Source organism: Syntrophomonas sp. DTU019 (assembly GCA_913757435.1).
Classification (GTDB): Bacteria; Bacillota; Syntrophomonadia; order Syntrophomonadales; family Syntrophomonadaceae; genus DTU019.
Genome location: CAJYDM010000001.1, coordinates 893,077 through 910,104 on the forward strand (window position 1 = coordinate 893,077; position 17,028 = coordinate 910,104).

14 protein-coding genes and 1 pseudogene are annotated in these 17,028 nt (G+C 51.6%); 14 read left to right on the plus strand and 1 reads right to left on the minus strand.

The genetic code is table 11. The annotated features are described in order from the left end of the window. Positions 1-26 precede the first annotated feature (26 nt). From truA to AC15IQ_RS04670, 11 genes and pseudogenes are all read left to right on the plus strand, one after another. Positions 27-761, plus strand: coding sequence for a tRNA pseudouridine(38-40) synthase TruA (gene truA / locus AC15IQ_RS04620; protein WP_483177502.1), 735 nt, complete (start codon positions 27-29; stop codon positions 759-761). A gap of 153 nt (positions 762-914) precedes the next feature. Further along, positions 915-1,382 carry a 50S ribosomal protein L13 gene (rplM, locus tag AC15IQ_RS04625; RefSeq protein ID WP_483177503.1) on the plus strand — a complete coding sequence of 156 codons (468 nt, stop codon included), beginning with the start codon at positions 915-917 and terminating at the stop codon, positions 1,380-1,382. A 12-nt stretch (positions 1,383-1,394) separates the two neighbouring features. Then, positions 1,395-1,787 (plus strand): 30S ribosomal protein S9, encoded by a 393-nt coding sequence (rpsI, locus tag AC15IQ_RS04630; protein WP_483177504.1) that lies wholly within the window; start codon positions 1,395-1,397, stop codon positions 1,785-1,787. Between the two features lie 561 nt (positions 1,788-2,348). Continuing rightward, positions 2,349-3,671 carry a group II intron reverse transcriptase/maturase gene (ltrA, locus tag AC15IQ_RS04635; protein ID WP_483177505.1) on the plus strand — a complete coding sequence of 441 codons (1,323 nt, stop codon included), beginning with the start codon at positions 2,349-2,351 and terminating at the stop codon, positions 3,669-3,671. A gap of 452 nt (positions 3,672-4,123) precedes the next feature. After that, complete coding sequence (gene cwlD, locus AC15IQ_RS04640; protein WP_483177506.1) at positions 4,124-4,849, plus strand: N-acetylmuramoyl-L-alanine amidase CwlD; 726 nt, start codon at positions 4,124-4,126, stop codon at positions 4,847-4,849. Positions 4,850-4,874: 25 nt separating this feature from the next. Next, a complete protein-coding gene (gene amrA, locus AC15IQ_RS04645) occupies positions 4,875-6,272 on the plus strand; it encodes an AmmeMemoRadiSam system protein A (protein WP_483177507.1) in 1,398 nt (465 codons plus the stop codon). Between the two features lie 34 nt (positions 6,273-6,306). Next, the gene (gene amrS / locus AC15IQ_RS04650) at positions 6,307-7,305 is read left to right on the plus strand and encodes an AmmeMemoRadiSam system radical SAM enzyme (RefSeq protein ID WP_483177508.1); all 999 of its coding nucleotides are present in this window, start codon (positions 6,307-6,309) and stop codon (positions 7,303-7,305) included. A gap of 548 nt (positions 7,306-7,853) precedes the next feature. After that, positions 7,854-8,165 (plus strand): annotated as a pseudogene (locus AC15IQ_RS04655) (arsenate reductase family protein); the annotation flags it as partial. Positions 8,166-8,527: 362 nt separating this feature from the next. Next, entirely contained in the window at positions 8,528-9,643 is a 1,116-nt protein-coding gene (locus AC15IQ_RS04660) for a carbamoyl phosphate synthase small subunit (protein WP_483177509.1), read from the plus strand. 133 nt (positions 9,644-9,776) lie between these two features. Further along, on the plus strand, positions 9,777-10,115 hold the full coding sequence (locus tag AC15IQ_RS04665; RefSeq protein WP_483177510.1) for a P-II family nitrogen regulator: 339 nt from the start codon (positions 9,777-9,779) through the stop codon (positions 10,113-10,115). Between the two features lie 73 nt (positions 10,116-10,188). Then, positions 10,189-11,532 (plus strand): ammonium transporter, encoded by a 1,344-nt coding sequence (locus tag AC15IQ_RS04670; protein ID WP_483177511.1) that lies wholly within the window; start codon positions 10,189-10,191, stop codon positions 11,530-11,532. 134 nt (positions 11,533-11,666) lie between these two features. Here the strand turns inward: AC15IQ_RS04670 and AC15IQ_RS04675 are convergent, their stop codons facing one another. Next, positions 11,667-13,319: an NAD+ synthase gene (locus AC15IQ_RS04675; RefSeq protein ID WP_483177512.1), complete on the minus strand. Its 1,653-nt coding sequence runs from the start codon at positions 13,317-13,319 to the stop codon at positions 11,667-11,669. Between the two features lie 560 nt (positions 13,320-13,879). Between AC15IQ_RS04675 and AC15IQ_RS04680 the strand changes: the two genes are divergently transcribed. The 3 genes from AC15IQ_RS04680 to AC15IQ_RS04690 are packed head-to-tail and all read left to right on the plus strand — an operon-like array spanning position 13,880 to position 17,019. Then, positions 13,880-14,509 carry an ANTAR domain-containing response regulator gene (locus AC15IQ_RS04680; RefSeq protein WP_483177513.1) on the plus strand — a complete coding sequence of 210 codons (630 nt, stop codon included), beginning with the start codon at positions 13,880-13,882 and terminating at the stop codon, positions 14,507-14,509. 15 nt (positions 14,510-14,524) lie between these two features. Beyond that, entirely contained in the window at positions 14,525-15,865 is a 1,341-nt protein-coding gene (gene glnA, locus AC15IQ_RS04685) for a type I glutamate--ammonia ligase (protein ID WP_483177514.1), read from the plus strand. A gap of 32 nt (positions 15,866-15,897) precedes the next feature. Beyond that, positions 15,898-17,019: a class II glutamine amidotransferase gene (locus tag AC15IQ_RS04690; protein WP_483177515.1), complete on the plus strand. Its 1,122-nt coding sequence runs from the start codon at positions 15,898-15,900 to the stop codon at positions 17,017-17,019. Positions 17,020-17,028: the final 9 nt, after the last annotated feature.

The following is a 17,028-nucleotide window of genomic DNA, read 5'->3' on the forward strand; positions in this document are numbered from 1 at the left end:
GGTTTTTCGCAGATGGAGAACTGCTCATGCAGCGCATTAGAATGGTTATTCAATATGACGGCAGCCGCTACCACGGTTTTCAGTTTCAGACTAATGCTCACACTGTGCAGGCTGCCTTGCAGGATGCCATTTTCAATCTTACCGGAGAGCGAAAGTCTCTATTATTCGCCAGCCGCACTGATGCCGGAGTGCATGCCTTGGGTCAAGTTATCGCCTTTGATACCGTTGCCAGCATTCCCCTGGATCGTTGGGCACTGGCCATGAACAGTGTTTTACCTGAAGACATACAGGTGTTACATAGTCAGCTGGCCGCACCGGACTTTCATCCCCGTTTCCAGGCGGTGTGTAAACACTACACCTATAAAATTTATCGCAGCCTGCAGGGTTCGGTTTTTCAGCGCCACTATGCCTGGTGCAACAGCGAAGCCCTCGATGTCGAATCCATGCAAGAGGCTTGTGAATTTTTATTGGGACCGCACAACTTCAGATCCTTCTGTGCCAGCGGTTCCTCGGCCAAGACCTTCACCAGGACTATGAGTCGCTGCGAAATTCAAGAGGAGGGTGATTACCTCTGCTTATATCTGAGTGCCGATGGATTTCTTTATAATATGGTGCGAATCATAATGGGAACCCTGGTAGATATAGGACGGGGCCGGCTGGAACCGGGCCAAATGGCTTCCATATTAGCCCGGCAGGACAGGAAATGTGCGGGGCCGACCGCCCCTCCGCAAGGTCTGTATTTGGTAAGAGTAGATTATTGAGCCTCAGGTGCAAAAAGACCTAAAAAGGCTTGGGAGAGCCACGCTATTCTTGACAATGCCAGGAATTTTTGGCTATATTAAAAAGGTAGTCTCTATAAGTCTGACTGGCTTCTGCCCCGTTGACAGGCTGGCTTACAAGACACATCTCTGTGAATGAATGGATTGCAACACACAGGAGGGAAAATCGTGAAAACGTATATGGCAAAGCCTGCGGAAATAGACCGCAAGTGGTATATTATAGATGCGAGCGGTCAGGTACTGGGGCGGCTTGCTTCAGAAGTAGCCTTGATGCTTAAAGGCAAACACAAGCCCACCTACACTCCCCACGTCGACACCGGGGATTACATCATTATCATCAACGCCGATAAGATCCAGCTTACCGGCGACAAATTGCAGCAGAAGAAATATCGCTATTATACCGGTTATCCCGGCGGCCTCAAAGAGGTCGACTATCAGACTATGCTGCGGAAGAGGCCTGAAAAGGCTATCGAAATTGCGGTCAAAGGCATGCTTCCTCACAACCGTCTGGGCAGAAAAATGTTCAAGAAACTCAAGGTTTACCGGGGAGATCAGCATCCCCATCAGGCCCAGAAACCTGAATACCGCGAACTGAGAGGGTAAGGAGGAAACAACATGGATAAGGTACAATACTGGGGAACCGGAAGAAGAAAGAAAGCAATTGCCCGGGTCAGATTGGTACCGGGTGATGGGACCATTCAGATAAACAACCGGACCTTCGAAGAATACTTTCCCAATAAGACCAGCCGTTTAGTGGTGCAACAGCCCCTGGTGCTAACCGAAATGTCCGGGCGATTCAATGTAATCTGCCGGGTACAGGGCGGCGGCGTCCACGGCCAGGCCGGCGCGGTGCAATTAGGAATTGCCCGGGCACTGGTGAGGGCCAACCCTGACCTCAGGTCGCCCCTGAGAAGAAAGGGCTTTTTAACCCGCGACCCGCGCATGAAAGAACGGAAAAAATACGGCTTGCACAAAGCCCGCAAAGCACCGCAGTACTCCAAACGCTAAAACAGCTCAATCAAACCTCCCCAATAGGGGAGGTTTTTTGTCCCCCCCAATGACACAGGGGGACGCGAGCGACCGAGCAAGGTCGTGACATATAGTGGGTGAGAAGCCCACCGAGAAAGGACTAGCCAACCACTCGTAGCCAGCCTTGGAGCGCAACTGGCAACAGAAGCGTTTAAGCGTAGGCAGGCGAGGTAATGGGCCGAAAGCCAGAGGCTGAAGGGAATGAGCCCCGAAATGTGTGTGGATGAGGAGGCCGATGCCGTACGTCCAGCAGAAGGCAACACCTCAGCGGTCGATAGGGCGAGAACGCTGAGGCTCCTCCGGGGTCAGAGACCTTGGCACGTTACACATTGTTAAGTCACGGTAACTCGGGAGACCCTGACAGTTCTTCCGCAGGGGAGTATGGCCGACAAGCAATACAAAGCAAGGGAGCCAAAAGTCTGTCAGGGAGTCGGATTGCTGCATAGTACTGATGAACAGGGTAATGCCTGGGGAGGAAAGGCGGCAACGTATTATAGCCCTTAGTCAAGGAAACATTGTCCTACTGGAGAGGAGAAGACAGTGGAAACGCAACTGGCAAGGATAGCCGAACGAGCAAGAGAAAATCCCAAGTACAAATTCATGACCCTAATCCATCTCATCAACGAGGATACGCTAAGTGCTGCACATAACCAGATGGCAGCACGAAAAGCACCAGGAGTGGATGGGGTAACCAGAAAAGACTACGGCGAAAACCTGGAAGAAAACATCAAAAACCTGGTGTCAAGAATGAAGAAACAAGCCTACAAACCGCAAGAGGTCAGGCGGGTTCGCATCCCCAAGCCAGGAACAGACAAAACGCGTCCGCTCGGAATACCCGCCTATGAAGACAAACTTGTACAGGCAGTAGCAGCACAGATACTAAACGCCATCTATGAACAGGACTTCATGGGTTTCTCCTATGGATTTCGACCCAAGCGGAGTGCGCACGATGCATTAAAGCACCTTAACAAGCTCATAGAGGATCATCGAGTAAACTACATCGTGGACGCTGACATCAAGGGATTCTTTGACCATGTGGATCACAAATGGGTAATGGAATTTCTAAAGGAACGCATAGCAGACACGAACATGCTACGACTCATCTACCGATTCCTCAGAGCAGGGGTGATAGAAGCCGGGGTAAGATATGATACCCCCGAGGGAACTCCCCAGGGCGGGGTAATATCACCAATACTGGCAAATGTGTACTTACACTATGTATTGGATCTATGGTTTCAGAAAGTAGTGCGAAAGCATTGCCGTGGTTCGGCCCATATGGTAAGGTACGCAGACGACTTTGTATGCTGTTTTGAATTTGAGGAAGACGCCCGAAGATTCTACGTCGCACTAGAGAAGAGACTGGCGAAATTCAACCTCGAGCTGGCCGCTGACAAAAGCCAGATCATAGCATTCGGAAAGAAGGCGGAGGCAGAGGCTAAAGCAAACGGGCTGCCCAAACCCGGGACTTTCGACTTTCTAGGTTTCACACACTATTGCGGAAAGAGCAGGCATGGTAAATTTCGTGTAAAGCGGAAAACCTGTCGCAAGAAATTCAAAATTAGTGTAGCCAAGGCAAAGGAATGGATAAAGTCACATCGACACATTCCGGTGCCGGATATTATGGAGGTGCTGAAGAGGAAGCTGCAGGGCTACTATCAGTACTATGCAGTGACGGATAACAGCGACGCGCTCTATCGGTACAAGGAACAGATAGAGAGACTCCTATTCAAGTGGCTAAACCGACGAAGTCAGAGGAAGAGTTTTGGATGGGACAAATTCCAGAAAATGCTAAGAAAGTACCCACTACCAAGGCCAAAGATAGCTGTAAACATATTTGACATGAGGTGGGAAATCTCTAGCTGAGAAGGCAAATGATAATACGAAGAGCCGTATGCGTTAATAGCGCACGTACGGTTCTGTGAGGGGTAAGGGTACAATCGTATGGAAATTAAGTACGGTTGAGCTAGTGAGACACTGCCAACCGAAAGGGGCAGAAACTGAGTAGGCTCAACCTAACCTTAATCATCTGGCGAGAGGCCCTGCCTACTCGACTTTCACTGTGTCATTTTCTGATTCATCCGTGAATCGCCTGTCAATAACAAAAATAATGTATGGTTTGGCACCTCAACCGTCCTGATGCCTGGTGCCATGGCCATGGAGAAAAAAACCACCTGAATGCTTAACGTGCTTGGTCTGTTCATGGCAGGATATGTGTCGCCCTACTAGATTGCAGAATTGGAGCATATATAAGAAATAGCAACATTTTCAGAAACAGGGGTGGACACGTGTTCAAAACAGGGGTGTATTTTATCCCCATGAAGATATATCAAGCTGTCGTCATTTCGGTATTTTCCACATTACTGATCGCTGCTATATGGATGGGGCTGCCGACACAGGCTGAATATATACCGGCATATGCGTTGAACAGCAAAGTGGTGGTCATCGACCCTGGCCACGGAGGCTGTGATCCTGGAGCCACCCGAGGGGCTTATGTAGAAAAAGAGGTAACCCTGCAGGTAAGCCAGCTTTTGGCTCAGCGTTTGAGCGAAGCCGGGGCTATGGTGGTCATGCTGCGCACCGATGATAGCGACCTGGTGGATGATGGGTTTAAAGGCACTATCGCAGCCCGCAAACGGGAAGACCTGAAACGCCGGGCACAGAGAGCCAATGAGGTCAAAGCCGATCTGTATGTAAGCATCCATACCAATGCCGATTCCAGCCCGCGCTGGTCTGGAGCCCAGGTGTTCTACAACTCTTCCAGCCAGCCCAGCAAACTGGCGGCAGTCATGATTCAGGAGGAAATAACCAAACAGTTGGGGAATACTAAACGCAAAGCTTTGCCAGGGGATTACTTTATTCTGCGCAATACAAAAATGCCGGCTGTTATTGTAGAGGTGGGCTTTATTTCCAACCCCCAGGAAGCCAGCCTCCTAGCTGATCCCGATTACCAGGCCCGTATGGCCCAGGCTATCTTTGCCGGAATTGCTCAGGCCCAGCTGAGGACATATAATGCCGAAATAGAAAACTATCCGGGTTGGTAACCCGGCCTTTAAAGGAGTGAGTACGATGCTGACCTATGCCGCCCTGTCACCCCATCCTCCTCTGATCGTGCCCTACATAGGCGCTGACCGACTCGGCGAGGTACAACATACTGTCACCGCCATGAAGGCGATGGCAGCACGTATCGCTGAAAGCCGACCTGATACGCTGGTGTTCTTCACCCCTCATGGCAATATTTTTGCGGATGCTATCTCCGCGCTGGTAGAACCGCAATTATCTGGGGATTTTAGCAATTTCGGCAGCCGTGTCCAGGGACAAGCCTGTTTCAATGATCTAGAACTGCTGAACGAAATCGGGCGCCGCTGCAGTGATGCCAATATACCTATGATGGCTGTAGACGAAAAGCTGGCATCTAAATACCGATTCCAAATTACCTTAGACCATGGTATTCTGGTGCCATTGCATTACCTGCAAGAAGCAGGCTGCGGGGATGCCCGAATAATCGCTCTCAGTGTGGCTTACCTGCCACTTTCTGATTTGTATCAGGTTGGACTTCTCATCCGTGAGGCTGCGGCGGCGCTGAACCGCCGGGTAGCCGTTGTAGCATCAGGTGATATGTCCCATCACCTCACCAATGATGGTCCCTATGCCTTCCATGCTGAAGGCCCACAGTTCGACAATTTAATGAAACAGCTGTTGTCTTCAGGGGACGTAAACGGCATTTTAGAGATTCCAGAAGAACTGAGGGAAGCCGCCGGTGAATGCGGCTACCGCTCAGTGGTCATGATGTTGGGAGCCCTTGATGGCATGAGTTTTGAACCCCAAGTATTCAGTTATGAGGGACCCTTTGGGGTAGGCTACCTGGTGGCCGGGTTTACGCCCGGCAGCGACAGACGCCCCAGCGTACTGGAACACATCAGACAGCGGGAGAGCCAGGCCATAAAGGCACGGCGCCAGGCGGAGACTATGCCGGTGCGATGGGCGCGTATGGTACTGGAGGAATACGTTCGTAATGGCAAACGTCCTCTGCTGCCGGATGATATGAGGGATTTGGAAGAAAGCCGGGCCGGAGCCTTCGTATCATTGAAGAAAAAAGGTCAGTTACGTGGTTGTATCGGAACCATAACCGCAGTGCGCCCCAACCTGGCCGAGGAAATCGCCGCCAACGCCATTAGCGCTGGAACCCAGGATTACCGCTTCGAGCCCCTTGAACCTCAGGAATTGGACGAGCTTATTTACTCGGTAGATATTCTGGGCAAACCCGAAGCGGCCACCCGCGATCAGCTTGATCCCAAGAACTATGGGGTAATCGTAAGCTCAGGGGGCAAACGGGGTTTGTTGCTGCCTGACCTGGAAGGCGTAGATACCGTGGAACAGCAGCTGCAGATAGCACTGCAAAAGGCTGGTATCACCGACCGAGAGCCTTATAGCATCGAGCGTTTCAAGGTAACCCGCTATACCTGAACAGCTTCATCAGCACAGCAGGGGGAATGTTCGGATGTTCATGCCCAATCAGACCATGTTCAGCCGGCCACTCGAGGACTCGAGTGTGCAATGTCTGCTATGTCCGCACCAGTGCAGAGTCAAACCGGGTAAAGCCGGAATCTGCCGGGTGCGCAGCAATCAAGCCGGCAGTCTGGTGACCTCCAATTATGGCCAGGTGGCTTCGCTGGCCCTGGACCCAATCGAAAAAAAGCCGCTCTACCACTTTTACCCGGGTAGCATGATTTTATCTGCGGGAACTTACGGCTGTAATCTCTCTTGCAGCTTCTGCCAGAACTACGCATTGGCTCATCAAACCCCACAGACCCAATATGTGCCTCCGGAAACCATGGTGGAAATTGCGGAGCGCAGTCGGGAAAGCGGATCCATCGGTTTGGCTTTTACTTACAACGAGCCCTCGGTGTGGTATGAATACATCTGGGACTGCGCACGACTGCTCAAAGAACGGGGGCAAAAGGTGGTTCTGGTTACCAATGGCTATATCGAAGCCCTTCCCCTGGAGCAGCTGCTGCCCTATATCGACGCACTCAACATCGATGTCAAAGCCTTTCAAAATGATTTTTACAAAAAACTGTGCAAAGGCACCCTGGAACCGGTGAAAAAGTCTGTGGAAATGGCTGCCCGCCACTGCCATGTGGAGATTACCACCTTAATAATCCCCGAGGACAATGACCAGACAGAGGATATTGAAGCCCTGGCCGGCTGGCTGGCCTCCATACGACCAGAGATTCCGCTGCATCTTTCACGCTATCACCCGGCCTATTACTACGACCGGCCGCCCACTCCGGAATCAACGCTGATAGCAGCGCAACAGGCCGCCCTCCGTCATCTGCCCTTTGTCTATTTGGGCAATATCGGGGGGAGCAATGACACTTTATGTTTGAATTGCCATAGACCACTCATCAGGCGCACTTACTACCGTACCGAAAGGGTGCATTTCAATCGAGGCCGCTGCAATTCTTGCGGATCTCGCGCCAATTATATAATAGGCTGAGTAACATGTGAAATGGGAAACTGCTGGTTGGAAGAGTTTGTCGCTACCCCTGAAAATAGCATTACAGGGGAGATGTTCTCGGTAAGGATGTACAGCGGCATTAAGCCTTTATGGGTAATGCAGGAATTGAAGTTACTGCTGAACTTACAACACAAATGCTATGCAAATCATAACCGTATTGCCTGCATGCAAGAGAGGGAAGAACCAAGAGCCCTTCCCTCCCTTTTTATATGAAAGCCCCAGGTAATCCTAGGGCTATCAAGCTTTGTAAAAGTTCACAATGTATGATATGACACCCCTATAAGGATTGTTACATTATTCGGAGCTAAATATTCGGGCAGATCGTAAAAAAAGCTATTATAGTGAGAAATTCGGACGAAAAACAGATGATTCAAGTACTATCAGAAGGTTTTCATAAAACTGGTATCAATAAAGAGAAATGAATTCAGGGTATTCATCGGTGTGGAATACCAACCTATACGAAAAGGAGTGATTCCATGGACAATAAATGGACCTTCTATTGTGTTAAATCGTGAAGCACCTGTCAGAAGGCGAAAGCGTGGCTTTCGCAGCACGAAATCGAATTCGATTACCGCGATCTGTTATCAGAACCGCCCACTTTGGCAGAGTTGCGCCGGCTGGCTAGAATAGCCGGAATAAAGGTAAAGGATTTGGTCAATACCAAAAGCCAGGCATATCGGAAGATTCAACCCGACCTGGATGCTTTGGATGAAAACGGCATCGCCGCTCTTATTAAGGAAAACCCTCGTATCATGGTGCGTCCTGTTCTGGTCAGCAATCCCCACATCGAACTGGGCTTCAAAGAAGCTCGCTATCAGGCATTACTGGGGCAGCACTGAAGCTGACTTTAGCAGTGCATAGTGGGGGCCGACACCTTTTCAGCGGATTCGATACCAGGCAGTGGTGAATTCTCACTTGAGCAGCGCATAACGGTGCCGCCGCCCCGGTTTAAACCTGAGGCCCAGGGCGGTGGTATCCTCAGAACAGGTCCTAAAACCGGAAAGTTTCAATTCGTCACAGGGGTGCGAAGTGAATAAGTATACAGTATAAGCATAGGCAAAGGGTTGAGCAAAATGAAATCCGTGCGCTATACTGTTAAACGACAAGAGAAATAATTGCGTGGCAATGACGCCAGGTGACCATGAGTCGCTGGAGGCGTCTTTTTTTGCGGGCATGGTAAGCCCGCCACGGAGGATGAAATATGAATAGCGACTATGGCTATCTGGTCCTGGAAAATGGCACCACTTTTAAGGGGAATTTGATGGGTACGGGTCCATGCTCTGGTGAAGTAGTTTTCAACACCAGCATGGTAGGCTATGAACAGATTCTGACTGATCCCTCCTACGCCGGGCAGATTGTGGTCATGACCTATCCCCTGATCGGCAACTACGGTTTCAACCCCGGGAATATGGAGTCGCAACACTGCTGGCTGCAAGGCCTGGTGGTCAACCAATTATGCAGTGAATCCAATCATTACCAACAGGAACTGTCACTGCAACAATACCTTGGCGACAACAAGATACTGTGTTTGAGCGGCATTGACACCAGGGCTTTGACTAGAATCTTACGATTGCGGGGAACCATGGGCGGAATAATTACCTCCAGTCTGGATGATCAAACCGTCCTGCACGGGGAGGCCAGTCGGATGACCCCTCCTCCGGGAGGTTATGTAGGCCAGGTTACCTGCCGGGAGATGACTATTATTGGGTCGGGACTGCGGCGGGTAGTTGTAATTGACTACGGGGTCAAGAGGAGTATCATTACCTCCCTAGTGGAGAGAAAGTGTCAGGTGATAGTGGTGCCAGCCCAGGCCTCAGCCCGATCCATACTGGATCTGGCCCCTGATGGAATTGTTTTATCCAATGGCCCCGGTGATCCGGTAGACTGTGGATTCGCTATCGCCACCATTCGCAAACTCCTCGGAAGTGTACCCATATTCGGAATCTGTCTGGGCCATCAGCTCCTCAGTCTGGCTCTGGGGGGAAGAACGACCAAAATGGCTTTCGGCCACCGCGGGGCCAATCAACCTGTCAAAGATCTGCGCAGCGGCAGGGTTTATATAACCTCGCAGAATCACGGCTATACCGTGGAGCCGGATTCCATACGCGATAAAGCGGTGGATATAGTATTTACCAACCTCAATGATAATACCGTGGAAGGTCTGATGCACCGGGAACTCCCCGCCATGTCTGTCCAGTTTCATCCCGAAGCCGCCCCGGGACCACACGATACCAAATTCCTTATGGACGACTTCGTAGCACAGATTGACAAGTATAAACGCGATGAACAGACAACACCTATCTGGCATATTGGTTGATAAATCATTCATTACGGGCAATGAGGCCCCCTGTCCCAGATGACAGGGGGCCTGCTTATTTGAACCAACAGGGAGCAAAGGCGCTGACATCCTTAGCGGGTCCAGTACTTTTCCATGAAAGGAGGTGTATAAGGTGAAGAAGATTGAGGCCATTATCAGGCCCGGCAAGCTGGAAGAATTGAAAGCGGTTCTAAACCAGATGGAAGTGCGCGGCATGACAGTGTATAAAGTTATGGGCCGGGGGCTGCAGAAAAACGTCAGACAGTATTACCGTGGGCAGGAGGTATCGGTGGACCTCTTCCCCAAAGTAAAGGTTGAGGTTATCTGCCGGGACCACTGGCAGGAGCGGATTGTCACCGCCATAATGGAAACCTGCCGTACCGGAGCCATCGGTGACGGGAAAATCTTTATCTACCCTGTGGAAGAAATCATCCGGATCAGCAGCGCTGAGCGCGGCGACGCTGCTCTATAAGCAGCAAATTCAGGTCAAAGGGGGCCTGCGCAACTATTTCCGGCTGTTCACAGCCGATTCAGGAGGTTATACTATGCGAAAAATACATTTGCCAATAGGCGCAGCAGCCCTGACATGCACCGTTTTAGCAACCAGGCCGGTCATGGCCGCTGAAGCAATCAGTCTGGACACGGGCGATACCAGCTTCATTCTCATATGCTCTGCTCTGGTTCTGCTAATGACACCGGGATTGGCCATGTTCTATGGCGGCATGGTACAGAGCAAGAACATACTCAGTATTCTGATGCAGTGTCTGGCTGCTATGGCCCTGGTATCGGTGCAATGGATATTTATAGGCTATACGCTCGCTTTTGGTCCTGACCATGTCACTTTGATTGGTGGTTTGGATTTTATCGGTTTTAACAACATCGGTGTGGAGGCTCTGTCCCCGGAAGTTCCCATACCCCATCTGGCCTTTGCCGGATTCCAACTGATGTTTGCTGTGATCACCGCTGCTCTTATTACTGGAGCCTTTGCGGAGAGGATGAGATTCTCCGTTTTTGTGATCTTTGTACTGCTTTGGACCACCCTGGTATATGACCCCCTGGCCCACTGGGTATGGGGAGGCGGCTGGCTGAGCAAACTGGGCATTATGGATTTTGCCGGGGGTACAGTGGTGCATATCAGTTCTGGTGTGTCAGGCCTGGTGGCTGCGCTGATGCTGGGTAAGCGGTGTGGTCGCACCACGGAGGCCATCCGCCCCCATAATATGCCCCTCACCGTTCTGGGCGCCGGGCTGTTATGGTTCGGCTGGTTTGGTTTTAATGCCGGCAGTGCGCTGTCAGCCAATGGGGTGGCAGCCCTGGCTTTTCTGGTAACCAATACCTGTGCGGCCGCCGGAGCATTGTCTTGGGTAGCCGCGGAATGGCTCCATCACGGCAAACCTACGGTTTTTGGGGCAGTCAGTGGGGCGGTGGCCGGTTTGGTAGCCATAACCCCGGCAGCTGGGTTTGTCAGTCCCCTGTCGGCGATAGTCATGGGCCTGGTGGCCGGTCCCCTATGCTATCTGGCGGTAAGCAAAATCAAGGATCGGTTCGGGTATGATGATGCCCTGGATGCCTTTGGCATTCACGGGGTGGGCGGTACTTGGGGCGCTGTGGCTACCGGGATTTTTTCCTCCCAGGCTGTAAACCCGGCAGCTATGGATGGACTGCTGGCGGGGCGTCCCGAACAAGTGCTGGTGCAGATCACCGGAGTTATATTTACCTATGTTTTCGCCGCCCTGCTCACTTATCTGATTCTCAGGCTGATCGGTCAATTCACCTTGCTGCGAGTAAGCCGGGAGGAAGAAGAAGCCGGGCTGGATGTATCTTTGCACGGCGAGGATGGCTACAGCTATGCCGATATGAACCGGGAAGGCAATGCGGCAGCAATTTAATCGTATATTAAATTTTGCAAAACCGGACTGTTATATGGTCCGGTTTTGACTGTGGTTTATAAACGGTAACCTCATACAGGTAGTCTGTTGTTAAAGACATCCATTACCAGTACTGCGATAATAAGGTTCAACTCTCATAACAGCGGGTGCCTGAGACGGGCCGCTATGGGCATGCGACGTCCGCTTCCAAAAGCCTTGCTGGTAACCTTAAGGCCTGGGGCAGCCTGGCGGCGTTTATACTCATTGCGGTCCACGCCTGCCACTATCTGTTTTACCATGGCCTCGTCAAAACCCCGGGAGACAATCCCACTGGCGGACTCACCCTGTTCTATGTAGAAATGCAGAATCTGATCTAAAATTTCATATGGCGGCAGGGTATCCTGATCGGTTTGATCGAAGCGCAGTTCTGCGGAAGGGGCTTTGGTCAGAACCCGGGCCGGTATCAGCTCAGTATGACGGTTGCAGAACCTGGACAGTTCATAAACCATGGTTTTGGGTACATCGGCCAAAACGCTCAATCCTCCGCTCATATCCCCGTACAGTGTGCAATAACCCATGGCTATTTCACTCTTGTTGCCGGTGGAGAGCACCAGATGACCCAGCTTGTTGGAAAACGCCATCAGATAGTTGCCCCGGATGCGGGCCTGTATGTTTTCTTCGGTGGTGTCATAAGGACCGCCGATATGAGGACTTAAGGTATCTAGATAGGACTGCAGCACACCGCTGATGGGGATAGTGTGAATGGCTATACCCAGATTTTGCGCCAGTGCCAGCGCATCTTCCAGGCTGGCAGGTGAAGAATACTGCGAAGGCATAGCCAGGCCCAGGACATTGCTCTGTCCCAGGGCCGCCACCGCCAGGCAGGCCGTGAGACTGGAATCAATCCCACCTGAAAGCCCGAGGATGGCCTTTTTAAAACCTGATTTGTGCACATAATCCCGCAGTCCGAGAACCAGAGCCTTGTAAATGGAGGGTATTTCTTCTTCGGGCATGTAGCGCAAGGTGCGTCCGGCAGTGTGTACATCGAAGGTCACCAGATCCGCTTCAAACCCAGCTGCAAAGGCCAACACCTCGCCGAATCCATCCACGGCCAGGGAATGGCCGTCGAATATCAACTCATCGTTGCCGCCCACCTGATTGACATAGATGAAGGGTATACCGTGTTTTCGGGCATGACCGCTGATCAAATCATAGCGCAGGGATTCTTTTCCGGCATGATAAGGCGAGGCCGAGAGGTTGATCAAAACCGTGGCTCCTGCGTCAGCCAGTTTAGAGATGGGATCAGAGCGGTAGGGGAGCCGGGAAGGCCAAAAGTCCAGGTCATTCCAGGCATCTTCACATATGTTGATCCCCAGACGCTCCCCTTTGAAATTGACTGGCAGATTGTGAAGCGCCGGTTCGAAGTAGCGGGTCTCATCAAATACGTCATAACTGGGCAGGAGACTCTTGTGACGTTCAGCCAGAATATCCCCATGATAGATCAAAACCGCGGAATTGTACAAGGCTTTGCCAGGTTCGGGGGAATTCGTGGGGACGCCTATGAGTATGCCCAAGCCAGCATATCTTTCTGAACATGCCACCACCTGGTCCAGATAACGCCGGGTATCCTCCACAAACCAGGAGCGTTCCATAAGGTCCTGGGGCGGGTAGCCGATAATAGCCAGTTCGGGAAAAACAATCAGGTCACTTTGATCCTGGTGAGCCCGGGCGATGGCCTGCGTTATTACCTGGAAATTGCCTTCCAGATCCCCAACCGTAGGATTGATTTGTGCCATGGTTATTTTCATTGTTGACACCCCTTAAGGTTATGTTGCAGGTATGCCGGGTCTATATTCTTCACCTTAAGTCAGGATCAGCCGCAATTTTATAATAGCAAAATCATCATATTATGTGCGGGCGGCAGTTAAGTATACACGCTCTGCCCGTCAACATCCCCAGTGTGGCGGCATAACCTGTAATAGGCAATGAAGCCGTCAAAGGACGGCCTGGCATTGCTTTTTCAATTAATAATAGGAGGTAGTTATATGTGTGGCATCGCAGGATGGATCGGATGGGATGATGGAAACAAATACAAACAGCCTATAGTGGATAAGATTAATGTTTATGAATTTTCGCGGCGGCAATCACACAGCTGTCCCTGATGCGGTCAGGGTATATGCAACCGGGCTGTATACATGGATTCAGGTACACAGGCAAGTATACAATATATAAGCCCTTTGCCCATTGTAAAGCCTTTTCAAAGGGTATAGAATTCATTTCAGGACAGCGAACAGGTCATAATTCAATAGCAATGACGGGCAATGGCGTCCCAGGTATGTTGCACAAGAAGAAATGCGAATCATACGTAATGAGGCGCTTTTTTTATGCCCTGGTCTCTTACGAAAACCAACAAAGGCAGGTGGTGCGATTGAGCGGCAAGATAATAGTGGCCAGTGCGGTCGCCGCTGAACGCAAGCTCCTAACCGACATGCTCCGCCGGGCAGGTTTTCAGGTAATGGCCGAAACTACCGATATAGGCCACACCTTGAGGCGAATCCGATCCCTGTACTGCGATTTGATAATAATCGATCAGGATCTGGACGGCGCCAAGGGCTCCAAGCTGGCTGATATCATCACCCAGGACCGACTGGCAGCGGTGATTCTGTTGTCAGACAATGAAGTATCCCGCCTGAATCGACCAGGTCACTACCTAATCAAACCGATCAGCAGCGAAAAGGTCATACCGGCGGTAGAAGCGGCGTTGTGGTACTGGAAGCGGGAGAGCGAACTGCGGGAGCGGATAAGGAAGTTGGAGGAAAGACTGGAAAGCCGGATCGTGATGGATAAAGTCAAAGGCCTACTGATGGATATCAACGGCTATACCGAGAGTGAAGCCCATCACTTTATCCAGAAGGAAGCCATGAACCATAGCCTCAGCTTGAGGCAGGCAGCCTTGTTGATCGCGGAGCGCTTGATAGATGCCAGGCGCAAATCTTAAAAGGAGTGATTGTCCATGAATAATGCCAAAAATGCCAGTGTAATTGAAAAAGTAAAAAATAATGGCGTAAGATTCATTCGCCTGCAATTCACTGATGTGACCGGGGTCTTGAAGAATGTCTCCATTCCGGCCAGTCAGTTGGAGAAGGCATTAAACGGGGAATTAATGTTTGACGGATCTTCCATTGAAGGCTTCGCCCGCATTGAAGAATCCGATATGTATCTGATCCCCGATCCCGACACCTTCGCAGTGATGCCGTGGAGGCCGGCCAGCGGAGCGGTAGCGCGTCTAATCTGTGACGTCTACACCCCGGAACCGCATAAACTGCCGTTTTTGGGCGACCCGCGCTCCAATCTCAAAAGGATTGTAAAACAAGCCGAAGAGATGGGCTATGTGATGAACGCCGGACCGGAATGTGAATTCTTCCTTTTCACTGTAGATGAAGAAGGTAATCCTTTGATTCATACTCAGGACGAGGCTGGTTACTTCGATTTGGCCCCCGTGGATTTGGGTGAGGATGCCCGCCGCGATATGGTTACCACCCTGGAAGACATGGGATTTGAGATTGAGGCCTCCCATCATGAAGTAGCCCCAGGGCAGCATGAGATCGATTTTCAGTATGGGCCGGCATTAAGAGTAGCCGACGATATCGCCACTTTTAAGCTGGTGGTGAGGACCATCGCTCAACGCCATGGACTGCACGCCACTTTTATGGCCAAACCTATCGCTGGTATTAACGGTTCAGGGATGCATACCCACCAATCCCTCTCCAGTCTGGAGGGCAAGAATGTTTTCTATAATGCTGAAAAACCCAACAAATTAAGCGATATCGCCCGCTGGTATATGGGAGGCATAATAAAACACGCCCGGGGTATAACCGCCATAACCAACCCCACCGTTAACTCCTACAAGAGGCTGGTTCCCGGTTATGAAGCTCCAGTATATGTAGCCTGGTCAGAACAGAACCGCAGTGCCTTGATCAGGATTCCCGCCAAGCGCGGCCAATCCACCCGCATCGAGGTGCGGCACCCCGACCCCACCTGCAACCCTTACCTGGCTCTGGCAGTTATGCTGGCCGCGGGTCTGGAAGGTATCAAAGAGAAAGTTGAGCCTCCCGCCCCGATAGATGCCAATATTTACCGTATGAGCAAAGCGGAACGTGAAAAATTGGGGATAGCCAGCCTTCCCGGGTCACTGGCCGAAGCACTCATAGCCATGGACGAGGATGAACTGGTTAAGAATGCTCTGGGACCGCATATCTATACCAAATATGTGGAAAGCAAGTGGGCGGAATGGGAACGGTTCTGCCTGGAGGTCCACCCCTGGGAGACCAGAGAATACCTGCGCAAGTTCTAAAGTCAGTTTACTTGTGGAGAGGAGGGAGCCCGATGCTAAGACGGGAAGGAGACATAAGAATACCGAGCGGCTGCGCTATTGCAGCCATTATGAACCGCAAGGGTGAACGCTTCAATGGTCAACAGATCCTGGCTTCCATAGCCGCCATGCACCAGCGTTCCAACGGCCTGGGTGGCGGATTTGCGGCCTACGGGATTTATCCGGAATACCGGGACTACTTCGCCCTGCATATATTTTACGATGATGACGGTGCCCGGCAGATATGCGAGCGCTACCTGCAACACCACTTTCGGATAAAACACCAGGAACCGGTGCCGGTGCGCCAAAGCCGCAGAATTGCCGGCGCCCCGCTGATATGGCGCTACTTTGCCCGGCCCCGGGAAGATAAGTTTTACCGGGAGCACATCGGGGAGGAGGAGTTCGTAGCCCGGGTGGTGATGACTATCAATGCCGATTTGCGCGGGGCTTTCGTAGCCTCCAGCGGCAAAAATATGGCCGCCTTCAAAGGGGTGGGCTATCCCGAGGACATCGGAGAATACTACCGTATCGAGGAGTATCAGGCTTATATATGGACCGCTCACGGACGCTTTCCCACCAACACCCCGGGGTGGTGGGGCGGAGCCCATCCCTTCACCTTATTGGACTGGTCGGTAGTGCACAACGGGGAGATTTCGTCCTACAGCACCAACCGGCGCTTTTTAGAAATGTACGGCTACAAGATTTCCCTGCAGACGGACACCGAGGTCATAGCCTATGCCTTTGACTTCCTGATGCGCCGTCAGGGCTTGTGCCTGAACGATGTTGTGGATGTGGTGGCCTCCCCGTTCTGGTCCCAGCTTGAAGAGGAAAAGCAGGCTCGCCTGCGGCGCAAATACAGCGGGCTGCTGCTCAACGGTCCCTTTTCAATTATAGTGGCTACCAACAATGGGCTGGTGGCATTAAATGACCGCATAAAACTGCGCCCCTTGGTGGCAGCATTGCAGGATGAATTCCTTTATGTGGCCAGTGAGGAGGCGGCTATCCGGGTAGTGGCTCAGCGATTAGACCGGGTCTGGTCCCCCGGGGGAGGAGAACCCATTGTTGGGCTTCTCCACGACAAGAAAGGCCTGTTGGATGTGGCCCCGTCTGCAATACAGGCAGCCCAATCAGCCTGAAGGCAGGTG

What these genes read in the sequence shown, in the direction of transcription:
- truA (WP_483177502.1), top strand. Translation starts at nt 27, where the DNA reads ATGCAGCGCATTAGAATGGTTATTCAATATGACGGCAGCCGCTACCAC.
- rplM (WP_483177503.1), top strand. Translation starts at nt 915, where the DNA reads ATGAATGGATTGCAACACACAGGAGGGAAAATCGTGAAAACGTATATG.
- rpsI (WP_483177504.1), top strand. Translation starts at nt 1,395, where the DNA reads ATGGATAAGGTACAATACTGGGGAACCGGAAGAAGAAAGAAAGCAATT.
- cwlD (WP_483177506.1), top strand. Translation starts at nt 4,124, where the DNA reads ATGAAGATATATCAAGCTGTCGTCATTTCGGTATTTTCCACATTACTG.
- amrA (WP_483177507.1), top strand. Translation starts at nt 4,875, where the DNA reads ATGCTGACCTATGCCGCCCTGTCACCCCATCCTCCTCTGATCGTGCCC.
- amrS (WP_483177508.1), top strand. Translation starts at nt 6,307, where the DNA reads ATGTTCATGCCCAATCAGACCATGTTCAGCCGGCCACTCGAGGACTCG.
- AC15IQ_RS04660 (WP_483177509.1), top strand. Translation starts at nt 8,528, where the DNA reads ATGAATAGCGACTATGGCTATCTGGTCCTGGAAAATGGCACCACTTTT.
- AC15IQ_RS04670 (WP_483177511.1), top strand. Translation starts at nt 10,189, where the DNA reads ATGCGAAAAATACATTTGCCAATAGGCGCAGCAGCCCTGACATGCACC.
- AC15IQ_RS04675 (WP_483177512.1), bottom strand. Translation starts at nt 13,319, where the DNA reads ATGAAAATAACCATGGCACAAATCAATCCTACGGTTGGGGATCTGGAA.
- AC15IQ_RS04680 (WP_483177513.1), top strand. Translation starts at nt 13,880, where the DNA reads ATGAGGCGCTTTTTTTATGCCCTGGTCTCTTACGAAAACCAACAAAGG.
- glnA (WP_483177514.1), top strand. Translation starts at nt 14,525, where the DNA reads ATGAATAATGCCAAAAATGCCAGTGTAATTGAAAAAGTAAAAAATAAT.
- AC15IQ_RS04690 (WP_483177515.1), top strand. Translation starts at nt 15,898, where the DNA reads ATGCTAAGACGGGAAGGAGACATAAGAATACCGAGCGGCTGCGCTATT.